The organism is Bradyrhizobium sp. LB13.1 (assembly GCF_054056815.1).
On the sequence record NZ_JBSRYQ010000001.1, the window covers coordinates 7,405,941 to 7,425,000 of the forward strand.

The following is a 19,060-nucleotide window of genomic DNA, read 5'->3' on the forward strand; positions in this document are numbered from 1 at the left end:
ACAAGAGCCTGTAGTTAGGGCGAGTTGGGGCGACATCTAACTTCAATTACTAAAATTCGTGGTTATGGGTCCCGGCCCCCGTGCGCAATTGCGCACTAGGCCGGGACGACATCTCGTACGCCTTGGGACCGCGCTAATGACTCACCCGTCTGTTCACGCACAGACCACTCCCGACAAGATCGCCTACCAGATGGCCGCCACCGGCAAGGCGATCACCTATCGCGAGCTCGACGGGCTCTCGAACCAGGGCGCGCACCTGTTCCGCTCGCTCGGGCTGAAAGCCGGCGACCATATCGCGCTGCTGATGGAGAACCGCCTCGCCTTCATGGAGATCTGCTGGGCCGCGCAGCGCAGCGGGCTCTATTACACCGCGATCAGCCGCTATTTGAAACAGGACGAGATCGACTACATCATCGCCGATTGCGGCGCGAAGGTCGTGATCACGACGCCCAAATGCGCCGACCAGATCCAGGGCCTGATCAAGGGTGCAGCCGGCGAGCCGGTCTTCTACATGATGGACGAGCCGCAAGCCGGCTTCCGATCCTACGACAGGGAAGCGGCCGCGCAGCCGACAACGCCGATCGCCGACGAGGTCGCCGGCTACGACATGCTGTATTCGTCGGGCACCACCGGCCGGCCCAAGGGCATCAAGAAGGCGTTCGAGGGCAAGCCGATCGACGAGCCGAACGCGTTTCTGCGCGTCCTCTGCGCCAATATGTGCGGCATGAACGCCGAGAGCACTTACCTGTCACCGGCACCGCTCTATCACGCAGCTCCCTTGCGCTTCAACATGATGGCGACCGTACTCGGCGGCACCTCCATCATCATGGAGCATTTTGACGCCGAAGAATTCTTGAAGCTGATCGAAAAATACAAGGTCACGCAGTCACAGCTCGTGCCGACCATGTTCGTGCGCATGCTGAAGCTGCCGGACGAGGTCCGCAACCGTTACGACGTCTCCACGCTGAAGGGCGCGATCCACGCCGCCGCCCCCTGCCCGGTCGACGTCAAGGCAAAAATGATCGAATGGTGGGGACCGATCCTGATCGAGTATTACGCGGGCTCGGAAGGCAACGGCGTTACCGTCTGCAACTCGAAGGAATGGCTGGAGCACCGCGGCAGCGTCGGCCGCGCCGTGGTCGGCAAGATCAAGATTCTGGACGAGAACGACGAGGAGCAGCCGACAGGCGAGATCGGCACGGTCTATTTCGCCGATGCGCCTGTTTTCACCTATCACAACGATCCCGAGAAGACGAAGAAGGCCTACAACGCAAAGGGCTGGTCGACGCTCGGCGATGTCGGCTATCTCGACAGAGACGGCTTTCTCTTTCTCACCGACCGCAAGTCCTACATGATCATCTCCGGCGGGGTGAACATCTACCCGCAGGAAACCGAGGACGTGCTCATCACCCACCCTGAAGTCGCCGACGTCGCGGTGTTCGGCGTGCCGAACGAGGAGATGGGCGAAGAGGTCAAGGCGGTGGTGCAGCCGCACGATCCGAAGCGCGCCGGCAAGCAGCTCGAGGCCGATTTGATCGCCTACTGCAAGAGTCGCCTCTCGGCGATCAAATGCCCGCGCTCGATCGATTTCGAAGCCGAGCTGCCGCGCACGCCAACCGGCAAGCTGGTGAAGCGGCATTTGCGCGACAAATATTGGCCGAAGACGGCGGCGAAGGTTTAGCGGCGCGCGATCGACGCCGAGCTTCAATCAAACAAGCTCGGCGTGTGATTCACCAGCGCGCCTTCGATCTCGAGCATCTTTAATTTCGTCACCACGCCGCCATTGGCGGAGAAGCCGCCGGGCTTGTTGCCGGCCGCCAGCACGCGGTGGCAGGGCACCACGATCGGGCACGGGTTGCGGCCGAGCGCCTGGCCGACGTCGCGCGACAGCTCGACACCGCCGAGCTGCTTGGCGATGTCGCCATAGGTGACGGTCTTGCCCGGCGGAATGGTGCGGGCGATCGCGTAGACGCCGCGGTTGAAGTCGGGCACGCCATCGAGATCGAGCGGAATGTCGGTGAGATCATCCGGCTCGCCCGCGAGCAGTTTTGTGATGCGGTCGATCGCCTGCTGCACCTCAACCGTCGGCTTGGCTTCGCTGGCATCGGCATGGCGCTGGCTGATGCGGGTGCGGATCTTCTGCTCACCACCCATCGGCAGTTGCGTGCCGTTGATGCCGCGCGGACCCCAGGCAATGGCGCACAGGCCGATCTTGCTATCGAACAGGGCAAAATGCTGGTCGGTCATGGTTTGGTCCCTGGCTTGCGTTCCCTCGCATGCCCCCAATGTGAACTGAGCCCAAATCTAGGCTTGGAAATAGTTGCGATCCACCCGGTTTCCGGGAATCTTGCACAGGAGTTCCGCAGCCCGCCGCGAGTCCCCGATGCAAAGCCTCCACGTCAACGGATACGACATGCCCTATCTCGACGTGGGCGAGGCCAGGGCGGGGCCGCCGCTGGTCTGCGTGCACGGCTCCCTCTCCGACTTCCGCACCTGGGGCTGCGTGCTCGGGCCGCTGACGCAGCGGCACCGGGTGATTCCTGTCAGCCTGCGGCATTTCTTCCCGGCGCGATGGGATGGCGTCGGTGACACCTATTCGATCGCGCAGCATGTCGACGACGTCATCGCCTTCATCGAGAAGCTCGACCTCGGCCCGGTCGATTTGATGGGTCATTCCCGCGGGGGGCACATCTGCTTTCGCGTGGCTCAGCGGCGGCCGGAGCTGCTCCGGCGGCTGGTCCTGGCCGAACCCGGCGGCGAGCTCGATGCGAGCCTCGATCCCGACTATGCCGGCGGGCCCTCGCCGCTGCTGGCGCGCTTCACGGCCTCGGCCGCGAAGATCGCGGCCGGCGACGTCGATGGCGGCCTCGCCGTCTTTGTCGACACGCTGGAGGGCGCCGGCACCTGGCCGCGACTGTCGGCGATGGTGAAGCAGAATCTGCGCGACAACGCCTTCACCCTGCTCGGCCAGGTCCGCGACAACCGCCCACCGTTCTCGAAGGCGGATGCGGAATCGATCAAAATGCCGACGCTGTTCATCCTCGGCGGGCGAACCAAGGGCCTGCTGCCAAAAGTGCTGCATGCGCTCGCCGCGCATGTGCCGTATGCCAGGACGGCGGTGATCCCGAACGCGACGCACCCGATGTTCGAGCAGGCGCCGCAGAAATACTCCGAAATGGTGCTGGATTTTTTGGCGGGCTGATCATGCAGACATTTCGCGTCAACGGTTACGACATGGCCTATCTCGAAGTCGGAGAAGGCCCGCCGCTGGTCTGCGTGCACGGCACGCTGGGCGATTTCCGCACCTGGTATTCTGTGCTCGGCCCGCTGTCGAAAGCACATCGGGTGATCTCGGTCAGCCTGCGGCATTTCTTTCCCGAGCATTGGGACGCCGTCGGCGACGATTACAAGATGGCCCAGCACGTCACCGACGTGATCGCCTTCATCGAGCAGATCGAACCCGCACACGTCGACCTCATGGGCCATTCGCGCGGCGGCCACATCGCGTTTCGCGTGGCGCAGGCGCGGCCCGATCTGCTGCGAAAACTAGTGCTGGCCGAGCCGGGCGGCGATCTCGACGCCAGCCTGCCGGAGCCTGAAGGCACGCCCGCGCATCCGCCGCTGGCCACGCGCACCACGCGCTCGGTCGAGATGATCCGCGCCGGCGACATCGAGGGCGCGCTGCAGAACTTCTACGAAGGCATCGAAGGCGACGGCTCGTGGCGGCGCGTGCCGGCGGCGGCGAAGCAGCAACTCCGCGACAACGCGCTCACCTTCCTCGGCCAGATCAACGAGCAGCGCCGGCCCTACACGCTTGCGGATGCGCAGGCGATCAGGACACCGACGCTGCTGATCGGCGGCGGCGCCACGACAGGGAGCCTGTCGGTGATGTGGCGCGTGCTGGCCGAGCACATCGCTGGGGCGAAGACGGCGGTGATCCCCAATGCCGGGCACTGGATGTTCGAGCAGGCACCGCTGGAGTTCGGCGAGGTGGTGAGCACGTTTTTGGCGGAGTGAGCGGCCTCGCACTTCCATTTCCTCGAAAACAACCCCATGCACAGTAGCGGACCCTAGCAATATCAATGGCTTGGTGAAGCGCAAAAACGAGCTCAGACGCCGCGTTGGCGGCGCTTGACGCCCTCAACCTGTCGTCGTACTTTCGAATACGGAATTCCGTATTCCTTTTCATCATTCGGAGCTGCCGGCGTGATCCCTCTCGACCCGCTTCCGAACCTGATCGACCAGGTCTATGCGCGGATCCTGGAGGCGATCTCCGACCGCACGCTGCAGCCCGGCCAGCGCATCCGGCAGAACGAGCTCGCCGACAAGCTCGGCGTGTCGCGCCAGCCGGTGTCGCATGCGCTGCACCTGTTGCACCGGCAGGGGCTGGTCGCCGAGAGCGGCCGGCGCGGCTTTGAAGTCACCCAGCTCGACCCCTCGCGCATCCGCCAGCTGTACGAGGTACGCGGCGCCATCGACGCCTTGGCGGCGCGGCTTGCGGCGGAGCGCGCGGCAAGCGACGCGGCGGGACGCGCGCGGCTGGATGCAGCGCTCGGCGCCGGACGCGGTATCGATCTCAAGACGCCGCTCGCGGAGCTGATCGCGCTCGACGTCGATTTTCACCGCGCGATCTACCAGCTGGCAGGCAATCCTGTGATCGAGGAGACGATCGCGCCGCAGTGGCCGCACATGCGCCGCTCGATGGCGACCGTGCTGTCCGAACTCGATTATCGCGGCAGTGCCTGGACCGAGCATGCTGCGATCGCAGGGCACATTCTTGCTGGCGATGCGAAGAAGTCCGAACGCGCGGCGCTTGCACATGCGCAGACGGCGGGACGGATGACTGAGGAGAGATTGAGAGCGACGGACGAGGCGGCGTAGGCATTCACGCCGGAACGACCATCAAAAACAACGCAAGGAGGACGACCCATGAAACTGTCCCAGGAGCAATTGGAGTTCTTCGACCGCGAGGGCTGGCTGTTCCTGCCCGAACTGTTCAGCCCGGAGGAGGTCGATCTTCTCGCGCGCGAGGCGGTCGGCATCTATGACGCGAACCGGCCCGAAGTCTGGCGCGAGAAGAGCGGCGCGCCGCGCACCGCCTTTGCCGCGCATCTCTACAATGAGGCCTTCGGCATCCTCGGCGCGCATCCGCGCATGATCGACCCGGTCGAGCAATTGTTCGGCGAAAAGGTCTACATGCACCAATTCAAGATCAACGCGAAGTCGGCCTTCACCGGCGACGTCTGGGCAATGGCACCAGGATTACGGCACCTGGAAGCGCGACGACGGCATGCCCGAGCCGCGCGCGATGAACATCGCGATCTTTCTGGACGAGGTGATGCCGATCAACGGCCCGCTGATGCTGGTGCCGCGCAGCCAGGACGCCGGTGATCTCCAAGCGTCGCATGACCTCGCCACCACGTCGTATCCGCTGTGGACGCTCGACGAGGACACGGTGACGCGGCTGGTCAAGCAGGGCGGCATCGTGGCGCCGACCGGCAAGCCGGGCGGCATGCTGATGTTCCACGGCAACCTGGTGCACGGCTCGGCCGGCAACATCACGCCCTACCCGCGCAAGATCGTCTACCTGACGCTGAACGCGGTTTCGAACTACATCCGAAACCCGACGCGGCCGGAGTACATCGCGCATCGCGACTTCGCGCCGATCAAGACGGTGGACGACGACGCGCTGGTGCGGCTCGCCCGTGCGCCGCGGCAGGCGGCGGAGTAGAAACACTCTCGTGCCCCGGACGCAGCGCAGCACGTCAGTGATGCGCTGCTGAGCCGGGGCCCACGCCGCGCGCAATACTCTCTCACTGGGTCCCGGCTCTGCGAAGCAGCGTTGCCGGACGATGCTACGCATCGCCTAGGCTGCACCGCGTCCGGGACACGATACTTCATCGGGTAACAACATGAACCTCTTCCGCCTTCTCCAGGCCCGCGCTTCCGCCGGCAAGCCCGTCCGTGTCGCGCTGATCGGCGCCGGCAAATTCGGCTCGATGTTTCTGGCGCAGGTGCCGCATACGCCGGGGCTCGTGGTCCCCATCATTGTCGACATCGACCGGGATCGTGCGCGCGAGGCCTGCCGCACGGTCGGGTGGGACGAGGCCCGCATTGCCGCGACCGTCTTCACCGATGACGGCGCGCGCGCGATTGCCGGCGACGCGATGGACGTGGTGGTGGAGGCGACCGGCAATCCCGCCGTCGGCATCAGGCACGCGCGTGCCGCGATCGCGGCGGGCAAGCATATCGTGATGGTCAATGTCGAGGCCGACGTGCTGGCGGGTCCGCTGCTCGCCGAGGAAGCGCGCAAGGCCGGCGTGGTCTATTCGCTCGCCTATGGCGACCAGCCGGCGCTGACCGCGGAGATGGTGGATTGGGCCTGCGCCACCGGGTTTCGCGTGGTTGCCGCGGGCAAGGGGACGAAGTATCTGCCGACCTATCACGACGTGACGCCTGACAGCGTCTGGCAGCATTACGGGCTGACCGCGGGAGAGGCGCAATCGGCCGGGATGAATCCGCAGATGTTCAACTCCTTCCTCGACGGCACCAAGTCGGCGATCGAGATGGCCGCGATCGCCAATGCCTGCGGACTGGACGTACCCGCGGATGGCCTGCTGTTTCCGCCCTGCGGCGTCGACGACCTGCCGCATATCATGCGCCCCCGCGACAAAGGCGGCGTGCTGGAGCGGTCCGGCGTGGTGGAAGTGGTCTCCTCGCTCGAGCGCGACGGAAGGCCGGTGTTTCGCGATCTGCGCTGGGGCGTTTACGTCGTACTGGAGGCGCCGAACGACTACGCCGCCGACTGCTTCAGGCAGTACGGGCTGAAGACCGACGCCAGCGGCCGCTTCGCTGCGATGTACAAGCCCTATCATTTGATCGGCCTCGAGCTGAACATCTCGGTGCTGTCGGCCGCGCTGCGGGGCGAGCCAACCGGGCAGCCCTACGGCTTCCGCGGCGACGTCGCCTCGGTGGCAAAACGCAATCTGCGCGCCGGCGAGATGCTGGACGGCGAAGGCGGCTACACGGTGTGGGGCAAGCTGGTGCCGGCGGCCGCGAGCCTGAAGGCCGGCGCGCTGCCGATCGGCCTGGCGCATCGGCTGAAGCTGAAGCACGACGTCGCCCATGGCGAGATCGTGCGCTGGAGCGACGTCGAATTTGACGCAGGCAACGAGACGATCAGGACTCGGAACGCAATGGAAGCGGCGTTCGTAAGCGCGGATCAGGTCGCGCACTCATAAATCGAGATTCATTGGTGCGGCCTGAGCGATGTCCGCCGGCCGACGCTTTGCGGACTCAAGCTGAACATTGTCTCAGGTCAGCTATGGGCCAACACCGGAAGTCGCTCGCGACCATCTTTTTCCGTAGCCATGGTCATTTCCCGGGCTGAATATGCACATTGTACTCGGCATTGCCGGCGCGGGGATTGCCAGTGCAATCTTAAGCGCCTCGGTATCAACTTGGATGGATAGGTCCGCTACCTGATTTCCGGCTTCATTGGCGGGTCTCACTAATTTGGATTGTTCGTGCCGTACGGCCAACTTGAGGCTTCAGAATACTTTTGGACCACCAGGGCCAGCGGCCTGCACACGAGCAGACTGTCAGTCTCAAAGATCGCGAATACGCTGGCCCATGGAGGGCCGTGCAATAGTCGAGCTATCATTAACGGAACTGCCGAAGGGGGCAGATTATTTCGAATGTCGGCCCGTTAGCGGCGACAGCATTTTGAATTCGCACGATTGCCCGCGTCATTCCTGATCCGATTTCCTGCATCGTGATCGACGCCCTCTTGCGGGTCCTCCGTATTTGCCCATCTCCGTATCCGGAAGGCGATCGCGTTGCAGGCCCCAAAAACCGGGAGACACGTCGATGACATCACAGGGCGACGAGACCGCGCAGTCCACGCGCATGGCGAATATTCCGTACGATCAGCGAGCCAAGATCACCATCGAGCGCAAAGGCCAGACAGTGTTGATTGGCATCAACCGGCCCTACATCGACAACCGACTGGACCCGGACGCGACAGAGAGCCTGGCGCGAGCCTACTACAATTACGACCGCGATCCCTCCCTCCGTGCCGCAGTTCTGTTCGGCTATGGCGATCGCTTCTCCAGAGGTATCGATGTCGATGCCTACAAGGCCTTCGCTCAGTCCGGAAAAAAGATGATGGATGGACCCGGCTTTATCGACCCTCTCGGGCGCACCAAGCCGGCGCTCACGAAGCCCCTGGTTGTCGCGGTGCATGGCGACACCTGGAATATGGCGCACGAGCTTTTTCTTGTCGCCGACATACGCGTGGCGTCGGAAGACACGGAGTTCGGTCAGGACGAGAACACGCACGGCCGTTTTCCCGGCGGCGGTTCAACGGTACGTTTCCCCAGAGAGGCCGGATGGGGCAATGCGATGCGCTTCATTCTAACAGGCGATCATTGGGGAGCGAAGGAAGCTCTCCGGATGGGAATGGTTCAGGAAGTGACCCCGGACCGGGATGCGGCTCTCGCGAAGGCTGTCGAGATCGCCAGCAAGATCGCCGCATGCGGCCCTCTCGGCATCAAGACGTCGCTGGCCTCCTCGCATATGGCGCTCGACGACTCCGAAACGGCGCTGGGCAAGCTCGACGACCAATATCGTGCGTTGTACGCGACCTGGGATTTCCGGGAAGGCCGCGATGCCGAGGTAGAAAAGCGTCCGCCCGTTTACGAGGGACGTTAGCGGCAAGCTCTCGACGATGGCTTATTTGCTCAGGACGTCTGGATTCTTGGGCGCTGCAAAGGCACGGGTGCGGTGATCCCCGGGTTGAGACCATCGCAGGCACGGTTCGCGCCGACCGAAGCAGAGGTTCAGCCGTTCATCATCCCGACGCAGAACAAAACCTCAGTGATTTCCGCAATGGGTCGCAACCCGACAAACTGGCGCTCGGCTGCAAACTTCCGGTCTACCCCTCTGAGCCGACATGTAGCGGCACCGCCCCGACGGTAGCGATGGGCCAAAACCGGACAGACTCCAAACAACAGGCATTCGGCTTGCTCACGGCAGTCGGCGCCCTATCTCGAATGGATCGCGAAGGGTTCAAAAAATGGAACGTTCCGCACTTGTCGCAGGAGCAACCGGCATAGTGGGCAACAATCTTGCCCAACATCTCCTGGAGCGGGGGTGGTCAGTTTACGGACTGGCACGCAGGCCAGCAATTGATATCCCCGGTATGTTGCCAATCGCTGCTGATCTGTTGGATCCGGCGTCCCTGGGTTCGGCGCTGCGCGAACTGCGTCCCACGCATGTTTTCTTCAGCACGTGGCTTAGGCAGAAAACGGAGGCAGAGAATATCCTGGTCAACTCTGTGATGGTGCGCAACTTGCTGGATGCATTGTCGTCTGCCGGGTCGGTCAGGCACGTCACACTTGTAACTGGCCTCAAGCACTATCTCGGGCCGTTCGAAGCCTATGGTCAAAGCAGCTTGATCGCCACTCCGTTTCGAGAGGACCAACCTCGGCTCGATACCGAGAATTTCTATTATGCCCAGGAAGACGAGGTGTTCGCGGCGGCGAATCGTGACGGCTTCAACTGGAACATTCACCGGCCACATACGATCATAGGCTATGCCGTCGGGAATGCCATGAACATGGGCACGACGCTCGCTGCGTACGTCACGATCTGCCGCGAAATCGGACGCCCGTTTCTGTTTCCAGGCTCTGCAACTCAGTGGAACGCACTAACGGATATGACGGACGCTAGACTGTTGGCCAGACATCTGGAATGGGCGGCCACGACAGATGCTGCCCGCAATCAGGCTTTCAATGTTGTCAACGGGGACGTGTTCCGTTGGAAGTGGATGTGGGGGCGCTTGGCAGCTTGGTTCGGACTGCAGCCAGCAGCGTTTCCGAGCGAAAGCCTTCCGCTTGAGCGACAGATGAGCGACGCCCATCAGATTTGGTCCGACATCGCCCGGAAGCATCGTCTGGCAGAACCGGATCTCAACCGGCTCGCGTCTGCGTGGCACACCGATGGTGACCTCGGTCGGCCGATCGAGGTTGTCACCGACATGAGCAAGAGTCGTCGGCTGGGGTTCCTTGACTATCAGGCGACGGACGAAAGTTTCTTCGACCTGTTCACGACTCTGCGAGAGAAGCGGATCATACCGTGAGCGAGGCGGCTCGCTCGAGGCGTTCGAACCGAGCGCGACTTCGGCTTAGGGTCAAAAGCGTCGGTCTAGCGCTCCACTGCAAACTCCCGGTCTACCCCGCTGAACCGACATGGAGCGGCACCGCCTTAACGTAGCGATGGCCAGAAGCGTCGTTCGAACGTGAAAGCAAGGAGCGGCGCGCGCACCACCTACAACGGGGGTTGCTGCTTGGAGAAAATGCAATGCGTGTTGTCTTGGGATTATGCCTTGTGATCGCGTCGTGTGCTTCTGCGAACGCCGCCCCAAGGTCGCATCACAACTCGCGACAAGCGATGACGCGTCCTGGCCAGGCTGGTACCCCGAGCTATATCACTCCACGCGGCGTGCACATCTATCGCGACGATTCCGTTCCGGGAGGTCTCCGGACAGATCACGACGATCCTCCTGCCTTCGATGATCCATCCAAGTTTGGCGGCGGCTGATTGACGGAATCAGCGCGCGTCTGCTTTGGGTCAGACTGCGAAGAACTCAGGATGAGCAAATGCCGTCCGGATTACCCCTGAATGCGGACACCGCTCGGTGCAATTGGCATGTCGCGAAATTCACACCAGCAGACGATGCTTGCCAGCTAACTAGCAAGCTACGCGGGCTCATCTGTTGGGCTGCCTGCGTTCCCTATGAGCAACGACCTCGAAGAGCAGGACGAAGGGTCCGATTATCGCAAAGCCGACGGTCCCGGATATGAGGATCATCTGAACCACGGAGTATTACTTCGTTACTTCTCCAGCCTTGATCTTTCCCGAGGCTGGGAATTTTGGTGAGGCTCATAGCTCATCATCGTCGCCATCGTCATCCTGATCGTCTTCGTCCGAATCGACGGCCATCGCTTCGATGTACTCACGACGGACAGCCCCAGCTGTGCGGCCCGATGTCGGATCGGCCAGGAAAAACCACCATCCCCCGGTCTCCTTTCCATAGATGGCAATCGCGCTTCACTTGCGGTCTCAAAAGGCTGACCATCCACTTCCACGCGCGGGTCATTCCAAGTTGCGAGATATCTTTTTCTAAAGCGCCCATTCGCCTACCGTATTAACTGGGGCGGTACGCCCATGTTCGTGCCACGTTTTGAGCTGATGCTTGAAGCACGGCAGAAAAAACAAAAGCGTCGGAGGAAACCGTCATGACAACGAAGTTGGCAAGTGCCGTCTGTATTCTCTCGCTCGTACTCTGGGGCTCGGCCGCAACCGTTCATATTGCATCGGCGCAAGCCCAGTCCATCCCCGCGCCCCCGCTCGCCGGTCCGCCATCGCCGGAGCAAGTGCAGCCGTGGGGTCTGCCACCACCGCCGCCCGGCATCGGACCGGTTACTTTGTTTGCGGATATCCATGATCAACCCCAGGGCAAGTTTCTCGAGGGCGGGGCCTTCGACAAGGCAGGCAACTTCTGGTTTGTCGCGATTGGCAGCGGCTGGGTGTCCTACCTCACTCCAGACGCCAAGCTGGTCCCCGGGTTCAACTGCAACCCGAAAGGAGACCTCGGTCCCGCTTGCGAACCGCAGGGGACGCGCTGGCATGACGGCAAGCTTTACGTCACGACCCGCCACCTCGGCGTCCTGGTCTATGATCCGGAGACGAAGAAACTAAGCTCGCTCGTTTCCACGTTCCATAACGAACTCTTCAAGGGTCCAAATGATCTCGACTTCGACGCCGAGGGCAACCTGTATTTCACCGACCCATGGGGAACAGGACCAGGACCCGATGCGGCTGATCGGACCGGCGCGGTCTATCAATATTCCAAGGACGGGATTCTCCGGCGCATCATCACTACGGGCAGTTTTCCTAACGGCATAGCGGTTTCGCCGGATGACGGCACGCTCGCTGTTGCGGATTATGCGAGCAACCGGATGCTGTATTATTCGTTCCTGCGAGGGCCGAATCCCGCCTGCGCCGACTGCGCCAACGATCCCTCGCACACGACATTCTTCTTCGCCACGGCCGGAAGCTACAATCCCGGCAACGGTGGGCCTGACGGCATCCACTATGACGTGCATGGGAATCTCTGGGCGGCGTGCGGCATCGGCGGAGTCATCGAGTACGATCCGCGTGGCTTCATCATCGGTTACGTACCGTTGCCAAATGGTGATTCCTCGGCCACGAACTTTGCCTTTGGCGGCGAGAATAACCAATATATCTACATGGAAGGTGCCGTCAGCGGAACCGTCTACAAGTTCAAGGCGCCCTACCCCGGACTGATTGGGCCAGATGGCGTGCGGTTGGCGGCGCAACCATGACTTCGCCGCGAGGCTGCTGCGGTGCGCACCGCATCAGCCGCGCATCACCGCGTAGCCGCTGATTACCGCGATTTAATCTTCGTCCTCATCGTTCATTCACAGACGAACCTCTACACGTCCTGTGGAGATAACACTCAACGGGAGGAACTAGATGAAACTTAGGATCGCACTTCTCGCACTGGCCGCGTTAGGTGGCGCAGCTCTTTCGACCGGGACCGCTTCAGCAATGCCACTGGCCCCCTTGGGACAGTTCCAGTCTTCGAACGTCGAGAACGTCGCAGTGGTCTGCGGTCCGCGCGGTTGCCTCCGCACAAGGCCCGTGTATCGGCGCGGGGCCTACGTCGTCCGTCGCCCCTATGTACGTCGCAGCTATGGATACCATCGGAGCTATCGTCGGTACTAACTTGAAAGAGGGCTTCGGCCCTCTTTTTTCTTCCTGCAACGTTTGGCCAAAATCTGCTTATCCATCGAGATCCAGATACTCGACGCATTGCTCGCCAATAAAGACCTGCTTCTTCGGCGGTAGCCAACATGACTTTCATCGTGCGCTGGGCGTCAACGGGTTGCCATGCGTGCAGACCCCTATCTGTCACTTCCGGTCCACCCCGAACAGCGGACGTAATAGAACCGGCGCAGGTGGTCCGGAGCGGGCCAAACCAGCGACATTGGCAGAGCCGCGCAGCCATGCCAAATGTTACTGGCTTTCAGCGAGATGCTTACGGAAAAACCCGATCATCTCAGCGTGAAGGTGTTGATGAAAATCGTTACGGTCGAAGCCCGGCGCATCTGTGCAGGCCGACGGGTTACCCTGCGCTTCCTTCGGGGTGCAGGTTGCAAGGAAAGAGAAGTGTTTGGCGTTTGTCACGAAGTGATAATCCGGCGTTGGAAGCCCTTGTTTGATCGCTGCTGCACAGCATCCTGACAGGCCGTCAGCGTTTTGTGCAGGGTCGGAACTCCACAACTGCACCGGAACCGCTACTTCCTTCAGGTTCTTCTCGGGGAACACAAATGCTGGATATGGATCAACGATTACAGCGGCCCTCACGCGCGGATCGGACGTGACTGGCTGACTGGGTGCCTCGCCGCTTTCAAGCTGCTTACAGGCCAGCAGGCTGGACGTCGCGCAATTGGGCAAGCCCTTTCGTAAATCGGGATAACCACCGATGACAGCAAGACCCGTATAGCCGCCAAACGAGAATCCGTAGAAACCAATACGCCTACCGTCGATGCGCGCCGCGTCGGGCCAGCCATCGAGCATGTAGTCAATGAGCCGCTTAATATCCGCAGGCCGCTCCACCAGCACCGAAAGGCTATCGGTACGGCTAGTGTCGCGCCAAGTGTCACCGGGATGATTGAGTGCAGCGACGACAAACCCCGCGTCGGCCAAGGCCGCCGCAGTGTCATGGTGGCCGCCGAACCATCCTCGTCTGCCGTGCGATATTACGATGAGGGGAAGCTTTTCGCCTGTCACTGCGCATCCGGGGACTGCAAAGAAGATGGCACCACGGGCATCCATTTCTCGCGGGGTCTCCGCGCAAGGTGCCCAAACGAGCAGCCTGATCCCCGGTCCCGCCCCGTCAGCAGGAATGTCAAAATTTCTGACCCCCGCCGCGTTCGCCACTGTCAGTTCAAGGAAGAAATAGAAAGCAGACAACAAAATAACGCGACGCATTCTTGGCTCCCGCGGGCAGAGGACCTTCACAATTGGTAGTTGAACCTCCCGATTATGTCGCCTTCGGGTAAAAATGCAAAGAACTCAACCTGAGCAGATCCAGTCCGCCGTGCCTCACTAAGCGGACCTCAACGAAGTGCGCCGCTACTTCGCAAGGGCCAAACCCGGAAGTAGCGCATCATTTATATGATCTGCTCGCCGCGACAATCGCGTACAGCAGTTTCGCAACGCTGTACCCAATATCTTCCCGCGTTAAACCCATGCGCAGGATTACCAGTTTACGCGAGGGAATGATCGCGATCACCTGGCGGAGGTGCCCTTGCAACATGAACGTGTCGGCAGGGAGTCGAAATCCCTGGCCCGGTCCCAACCAAAGCTGTCCGCGACCGTAGACCGGGCCATGTCCCTCGTCGGACGCCTGCACAGGCGAGCGCATGTAATCGACAAAGCCCGGCGGCAAAAGCTGTGCACCGTTCCACTCTCCATTCAAGCGCAGGAATTCGCCAAAGCGCACCCAATCATGCGCATTGGCGAAGAGAAAGGCTTCGCCAAGGAATGTGCCTGAAGGGTCGGCCTCGAGAATAGCGCTGGTCATACCCAAAGGCTTGAACAATCGCTCCTGCGGATATGCTCGCGCGTCCTCTCCAACCGCGTTCTGCCAGACCCGGGCCAACAGGACGGACGTACCCCCGGAATAGTTGAACTTCGTTCCAGGCGGGGCGACAAGCGGACGGTCCCTCGCGAAAGCCGCCGCATCATGTGCGAGATTCTCCAACCCGTCAGGATCGGGAGAGTCACCATCTTCACTCCATTTCAATCCGCTTGTCATGGCCATCAAATCGGCCACTGAGATGTCCGCGCGCGCGTCGCCGGCCCACTGCGGAAACAGATTTTTTCGATCGAGCGAAAGCTTTCCGTCATTGATCGCCATGCCGGCCAAGGCGGCAGTCACGGTCTTCGTCATCGACCAGCCCTGCAGGGGCGTCGAAGCGTTGAAGCCTTCACCGTAGGTTTCTCCGATGATGCGTCCGTCCTGGACCACGACGATCGCGCGCATGCCCGGGCCCTGGAGAGCCGGATCGTTCAGCGCCGCCAGTAAGGGCTCGTCGTCAGACAATTGAGCGCTCTCGCCGACCGGCCAGAGCGCATTAGGCTTTTCTGGCAGTGAAGACGGCGCGGCGGGATGGGGGACTTCGTCGCTCGAGGCCAGCGTGCAACCACGTCCCTCCTCATATTGAGCGTAGCGTTTGGCGAACAGGCCACGATACGCGGCCTCGACACGCTGTTTGGTGGTGTCGACATTGATGTTCAGACGTTTGACGAGACGGCGAAGTGCAAACGCCACGTCGGTTCTAGCCACCTCATCCGCGTCGCGTTTGGCAATGAACACGTTCGAGCAAACCATTTTTGCCGCATAGGCCGTGGCGGACAGCAGCCCATTGGGTGGGATGAAGGTTAGCCAGACGCTGAATACCAAAACGCCGAGAAGCAAAATCGCGACAATAAATTTCAACATTCTCAGAACAACGCGCATGCTTTCCCGACTCGTCTCAGGCAAACGCTGATCACACGCATGATGGACGAGTTCCGCGTAAATTCAACTCAAAGTAGGACTGCCTCCTATCCGGCCCTGTCGCGATGACCGAGTTGGATCACAATCTGACCTGGGCAACCGTCCCCGGATATCGGCTTTGGTTCTGCGTCAGGGAAGCAGCCGCTCTTCCTTCGCCTGCCTGAACCACTTCCGGAACATGTCTTCGGTGTCCATCATCTCGGTGAAGCCCGCGCGGTTGATCTTCACGGTCGAGACGATCGAGGGCGAACCGGATTCGGCGTGGCCGTAGCGCAAGCTGTAATCGGCGTATTGGAACGAGAGGCCGACGAATTCGGCCAGCGCAGGCGATACAAGGTCGTGCTTGCGCCGCAACGCATCCCAGGGGCCGACCCAGCTTGGAAACGCCTCGGCAAGCGAAAGCGGGACCGGCTTGCCCGGCATCATCTCCAGTGCATCCGCCACAGCAGACCAGATGTTCTCCCAGGTGAAGACGTCGCCATTGGTCACGTTGAAGGCCTCGTTCCGCGCGGCCTTGGCCTCGCCCGACCAGGCGATGGCGCGGGCGAGGAGATCGACGTCGACCGCTTGTGCGACGCGCGCGGCGCCGCCGGGAAAATCGAGCGGCCTGCCCTGCTCGCGCAGCATCGCGGCGTAGACGCCGAGCGGCGGGATCAGGTCCATGGCGCCGCCCATGGCAAGGCCCACGATCAGGACCGGCCGCAGGATGCTCCAATGCCAACTCTTGTTCACTTGAAGTTCGCGCAAAAAGTTTTCCTGCGCCCAGTAGAAGTTGGGCTGCTCGTACATCTCGGAGCGGCCTTCGCGGGCTGGCACGGTCAAGGGGCGAACGTGGACGCCGTAGGCCTTGGTGCCCTGCAACAGGGCGACATGCTTGAGGCCCGGTGAGACCGGCTCGAGCGCACCCATCAGATTGCGCAGCATCAGGTCGTTGGTCTTGATCTGCTGCGGATCGCGCCAGCCATCGACGAGTTGCGGCGCCTCGGAGAGCGCGGCGTAGATCAGATGGGTCGCGCCCTTGAATTCGTCCGCGGCGCGGCGGCAATCGGCTGCGCTGGTGAGGTCGATCGGGACGTGGCGGGCGCCGCAGAGGTCGCGCGGCCTGCGCCGCGACAGTGCAACGACCTCGCAGGGGTCCGATGTGCCGAAGTGTCGCAACGCGGCGTTGCCGACGAGGCCGGTCGCTCCGGCGACCACGACCTTCTTGCCCGCCATGCGAGGCTCCCTGGTTTTTGCGCGACTGAATAGCAGATCGTTAACGGGCCCGACTTGCGTCAGGCCGGCGTTCGCACCTGCGAGGCGCCGATGAGGCTTGATTCTCGAGAAGCGCCCGGTCATCCTCGCTCGCGGAACCGCAACGATCGGAATTCCACCAACGAGTGCCTCAAGGGCCTTTCGGAAACGCCACCAGGTCTCAACAGACACCGTCGAGCGTCGACGAAGACAAGACGACACCAAGATCGTTCCCTGGTCGAAGCATCGACTTAACGGAGGGAAACGCATGGAACGTCGTAAATTCCTGACGGCAGGCGGATTGGGCCTGGCCGCGAGTGCTGTTGCTGCGCCCGCGATCGCGCAATCCAATCCGGAGGTGAGATGGCGGCTCGCTGCGAGCTGGCCGAAATCGCTCGATACGCTGTACGGCGGCTGCGAATATTTTTGCAAGCGCGTCGCCGAGATCACCGACAACCGCTTTCAGATCCAGCCCTTTGCCGCCGGCGAGATCGTGCCGGGATTGCAAGTGCTCGACGCGGTGTCGAACGGCACCGTCGAGATGGGAAACACCGCGCTGTATTACTATTGGGGCAAGAATCCCGCCTTCACCTTCGGCACATCGCTGCCGTTCGGGCTCAATACGCGTCAGCATATCTCCTGGCTATTGTGGGCCGGCGGTCAGGACATGCTCAACGATCTCCTTAGGGAGCACAACGCCGTCGGCGTGCCGACCGGTTCGACCGGAGCTCAGATGGGCGGCTGGTTTCGCAAGGAGATCAAGACCGTCGATGATCTCAAAGGACTGAAATTCCGCGTCGGCGGCTTTGCCGGCACCATCATTGCGAAGCTCGGTGGCGTGCCGCAACAGATCGCAGCCGGCGAGATTTACCCGGCGCTGGAGAAGGGCACCATCGACGCGGCCGAATGGGTAGGCCCATATGACGACGAGAAGCTCGGCTTCGTGAAGGTTGCAAAGTACTATTACTATCCAGGCTGGTGGGAGGGCACAGGCCAGGGCCACAACATCATGAATCTCGAGAAGTGGAATGCATTGCCTAAACACTATCAGGCAGCCGTTTCAGCCGCTTCCCTCGACACCTTCACCTGGGTGACCGGCAAATACGACTACGTCAATCCGCCGGCGCTGAAACGTCTGCTGGTCGCTGGCGCGATCCTGAAGCCGTTCCCGCAGGAGGTGCTGGAAGCCTGTTACGGCGCCGCCAACGAGATCTATGCGGATCTCAGCAAGACCAACCCGCACTTCGGCAAGATGTATGCGAGCCTGACGGCATTCCGGGCCGAGTCGCTCGCTTGGATGCAGGTCGCAGAGCTCAGCTACGACAGCTTCATGATGCGGATGCGGACAAGGACGTGAACCGCTGAGCGACGCGTGACGTCGGAAACGACGAAAAGCCCGAGAGAAATCTCCGGAGCTTTTTGTTGCAGCGATGTTTGCGATTAGGGAGCGAAGCGAGTTGGGCTCTCGTGCCCCGGACGCAACGCAGCGTTTCTTCGACGATGCGTTGCAGATCCGGGGCCCATGCCGATGGTGATCCCGTTGCCTCTGGGTCCCGACTCTGCGCAGCAACGCTTGCGCGTTGCAGCGCGTCCGGGACACGAGAGTTGCGCACTCAGTTCTGATCGTCCCCCAACGCGGCAACCAGCTTGTCATAGTACTTGCCGACGAGATCGATGTTGGCCTTGTTCTCGATCTGCGGCGCCGGCGTCTTCAGCGCGTCGTTGAGCTCGTCGAGCGCTTCCTTCTTGTCTTTGGCCGGCATCTTCTTGTCGGCCTGGACCTGCGCGATCTGCGCCTTGATCACGGCTTCGGTGCCGACATATTTCTTGGTCACGGGATCGAAGCCGCCGAGTACGAGGCTGATGTTGTCGACGACGTTGTTGTAATCATCGTAGCCGGCAAACCCGTTCTTCTTGGCGACGCCGTCGAGCTGGCCGATCACCTTCTGGTCGGGCGCGGCGTTCTCGGGAAGTTTTTCCGTGACCGCATCCATGTCCTTCTGCGCGGCGAGGACGCCGTCGAGCTGCTTGTCGGTCAGCGCGATCTGCTTCAGCGCCGGAGCCTGGGCGGGCGCGGCCTGTTGCGCCGGCGCCGGCGGCTGCTTGGCCTGCGCGAATGCAGTGCCGGACGATGCAAGCGATGCTGCGGACAGAAGGCACGCGATGCCGAGC

14 protein-coding genes and 1 pseudogene (1 of these 15 running past the window's edge) are annotated in these 19,060 nt (G+C 61.7%); 10 read left to right on the plus strand and 5 right to left on the minus strand.

Features of this window, described 5'->3' with window-relative positions:
• Positions 1–136: 136 nt before the first annotated feature.
• Complete coding sequence (locus tag ACVWYI_RS35910; protein WP_456664385.1) at positions 137–1,681, plus strand: acyl-CoA synthetase; 1,545 nt, start codon at positions 137–139, stop codon at positions 1,679–1,681.
• A gap of 23 nt (positions 1,682–1,704) precedes the next feature.
• On the opposite strand, the gene ACVWYI_RS35915 is transcribed toward ACVWYI_RS35910, so the two are convergent.
• Entirely contained in the window at positions 1,705–2,247 is a 543-nt protein-coding gene (locus ACVWYI_RS35915; protein WP_456648118.1) for a methylated-DNA--[protein]-cysteine S-methyltransferase, read from the minus strand.
• Between the two features lie 136 nt (positions 2,248–2,383).
• Here ACVWYI_RS35915 and ACVWYI_RS35920 point away from each other — a divergent pair, with 136 nt between their 5' ends.
• The 8 genes and pseudogenes from ACVWYI_RS35920 (at position 2,384) to ACVWYI_RS35955 (ending at position 12,410) form a co-directional block, all read left to right on the plus strand.
• Positions 2,384–3,202: an alpha/beta fold hydrolase gene (locus ACVWYI_RS35920; protein ID WP_456664386.1), complete on the plus strand. Its 819-nt coding sequence runs from the start codon at positions 2,384–2,386 to the stop codon at positions 3,200–3,202.
• A gap of 2 nt (positions 3,203–3,204) precedes the next feature.
• A complete protein-coding gene (locus ACVWYI_RS35925; RefSeq protein WP_456664387.1) occupies positions 3,205–4,017 on the plus strand; it encodes an alpha/beta fold hydrolase in 813 nt (270 codons plus the stop codon).
• A gap of 189 nt (positions 4,018–4,206) precedes the next feature.
• Positions 4,207–4,881, plus strand: coding sequence for a GntR family transcriptional regulator (locus ACVWYI_RS35930; protein WP_247351058.1), 675 nt, complete (start codon positions 4,207–4,209; stop codon positions 4,879–4,881).
• A gap of 48 nt (positions 4,882–4,929) precedes the next feature.
• Positions 4,930–5,731 (plus strand): annotated as a pseudogene (locus tag ACVWYI_RS35935) (phytanoyl-CoA dioxygenase family protein).
• A gap of 181 nt (positions 5,732–5,912) precedes the next feature.
• A complete protein-coding gene (locus tag ACVWYI_RS35940; RefSeq protein ID WP_247351060.1) occupies positions 5,913–7,241 on the plus strand; it encodes an NAD(P)H-dependent oxidoreductase in 1,329 nt (442 codons plus the stop codon).
• Between the two features lie 628 nt (positions 7,242–7,869).
• A complete protein-coding gene (locus ACVWYI_RS35945) occupies positions 7,870–8,712 on the plus strand; it encodes an enoyl-CoA hydratase-related protein (protein ID WP_247351062.1) in 843 nt (280 codons plus the stop codon).
• Positions 8,713–9,076: 364 nt separating this feature from the next.
• Positions 9,077–10,141, plus strand: coding sequence for an SDR family oxidoreductase (locus tag ACVWYI_RS35950; RefSeq protein WP_456664388.1), 1,065 nt, complete (start codon positions 9,077–9,079; stop codon positions 10,139–10,141).
• A 1,159-nt stretch (positions 10,142–11,300) separates the two neighbouring features.
• Positions 11,301–12,410: an SMP-30/gluconolactonase/LRE family protein gene (locus tag ACVWYI_RS35955; RefSeq protein ID WP_247445146.1), complete on the plus strand. Its 1,110-nt coding sequence runs from the start codon at positions 11,301–11,303 to the stop codon at positions 12,408–12,410.
• A 694-nt stretch (positions 12,411–13,104) separates the two neighbouring features.
• On the opposite strand, the gene ACVWYI_RS35960 is transcribed toward ACVWYI_RS35955, so the two are convergent.
• The 3 genes from ACVWYI_RS35960 to ACVWYI_RS35970 all read right to left on the minus strand — a co-directional run bounded on the left by ACVWYI_RS35960 (position 13,105) and on the right by ACVWYI_RS35970 (position 16,870).
• Positions 13,105–14,082, minus strand: coding sequence for an alpha/beta hydrolase family protein (locus ACVWYI_RS35960; RefSeq protein WP_247339984.1), 978 nt, complete (start codon positions 14,080–14,082; stop codon positions 13,105–13,107).
• 178 nt (positions 14,083–14,260) lie between these two features.
• The gene (locus ACVWYI_RS35965) at positions 14,261–15,616 is read right to left on the minus strand and encodes a serine hydrolase domain-containing protein (RefSeq protein ID WP_247339982.1); all 1,356 of its coding nucleotides are present in this window, start codon (positions 15,614–15,616) and stop codon (positions 14,261–14,263) included.
• A gap of 168 nt (positions 15,617–15,784) precedes the next feature.
• The gene (locus ACVWYI_RS35970; RefSeq protein WP_247339980.1) at positions 15,785–16,870 is read right to left on the minus strand and encodes an NAD-dependent epimerase/dehydratase family protein; all 1,086 of its coding nucleotides are present in this window, start codon (positions 16,868–16,870) and stop codon (positions 15,785–15,787) included.
• Between the two features lie 286 nt (positions 16,871–17,156).
• On the opposite strand from ACVWYI_RS35970, the gene ACVWYI_RS35975 reads away from it, so the two are divergent.
• Positions 17,157–18,245 (plus strand): TRAP transporter substrate-binding protein, encoded by a 1,089-nt coding sequence (locus tag ACVWYI_RS35975; RefSeq protein ID WP_247445149.1) that lies wholly within the window; start codon positions 17,157–17,159, stop codon positions 18,243–18,245.
• A 256-nt stretch (positions 18,246–18,501) separates the two neighbouring features.
• Here ACVWYI_RS35975 and ACVWYI_RS35980 read toward each other — a convergent pair whose 3' ends face one another.
• A protein-coding gene (locus ACVWYI_RS35980) for a hypothetical protein (protein ID WP_247339976.1) crosses the window boundary here: on the minus strand, positions 18,502–19,060 show its 3' portion. 32 nt of this gene lie beyond the right edge of the window; 559 of the gene's 591 nt are visible here — the last part of the coding sequence; its start codon lies off the right edge, out of view — the gene reads right to left on this strand; it ends in the stop codon at positions 18,502–18,504.

What these genes read in the sequence shown, in the direction of transcription:
- ACVWYI_RS35920 (WP_456664386.1), top strand. Translation starts at nt 2,384, where the DNA reads ATGCAAAGCCTCCACGTCAACGGATACGACATGCCCTATCTCGACGTG.
- ACVWYI_RS35975 (WP_247445149.1), top strand. Translation starts at nt 17,157, where the DNA reads ATGGAACGTCGTAAATTCCTGACGGCAGGCGGATTGGGCCTGGCCGCG.
- ACVWYI_RS35965 (WP_247339982.1), bottom strand. Translation starts at nt 15,616, where the DNA reads ATGCGCGTTGTTCTGAGAATGTTGAAATTTATTGTCGCGATTTTGCTT.
- ACVWYI_RS35945 (WP_247351062.1), top strand. Translation starts at nt 7,870, where the DNA reads ATGACATCACAGGGCGACGAGACCGCGCAGTCCACGCGCATGGCGAAT.
- ACVWYI_RS35910 (WP_456664385.1), top strand. Translation starts at nt 137, where the DNA reads ATGACTCACCCGTCTGTTCACGCACAGACCACTCCCGACAAGATCGCC.
- ACVWYI_RS35940 (WP_247351060.1), top strand. Translation starts at nt 5,913, where the DNA reads ATGAACCTCTTCCGCCTTCTCCAGGCCCGCGCTTCCGCCGGCAAGCCC.
- ACVWYI_RS35970 (WP_247339980.1), bottom strand. Translation starts at nt 16,870, where the DNA reads ATGGCGGGCAAGAAGGTCGTGGTCGCCGGAGCGACCGGCCTCGTCGGC.
- ACVWYI_RS35960 (WP_247339984.1), bottom strand. Translation starts at nt 14,082, where the DNA reads ATGCGTCGCGTTATTTTGTTGTCTGCTTTCTATTTCTTCCTTGAACTG.
- ACVWYI_RS35955 (WP_247445146.1), top strand. Translation starts at nt 11,301, where the DNA reads ATGACAACGAAGTTGGCAAGTGCCGTCTGTATTCTCTCGCTCGTACTC.
- ACVWYI_RS35915 (WP_456648118.1), bottom strand. Translation starts at nt 2,247, where the DNA reads ATGACCGACCAGCATTTTGCCCTGTTCGATAGCAAGATCGGCCTGTGC.
- ACVWYI_RS35925 (WP_456664387.1), top strand. Translation starts at nt 3,205, where the DNA reads ATGCAGACATTTCGCGTCAACGGTTACGACATGGCCTATCTCGAAGTC.
- ACVWYI_RS35950 (WP_456664388.1), top strand. Translation starts at nt 9,077, where the DNA reads ATGGAACGTTCCGCACTTGTCGCAGGAGCAACCGGCATAGTGGGCAAC.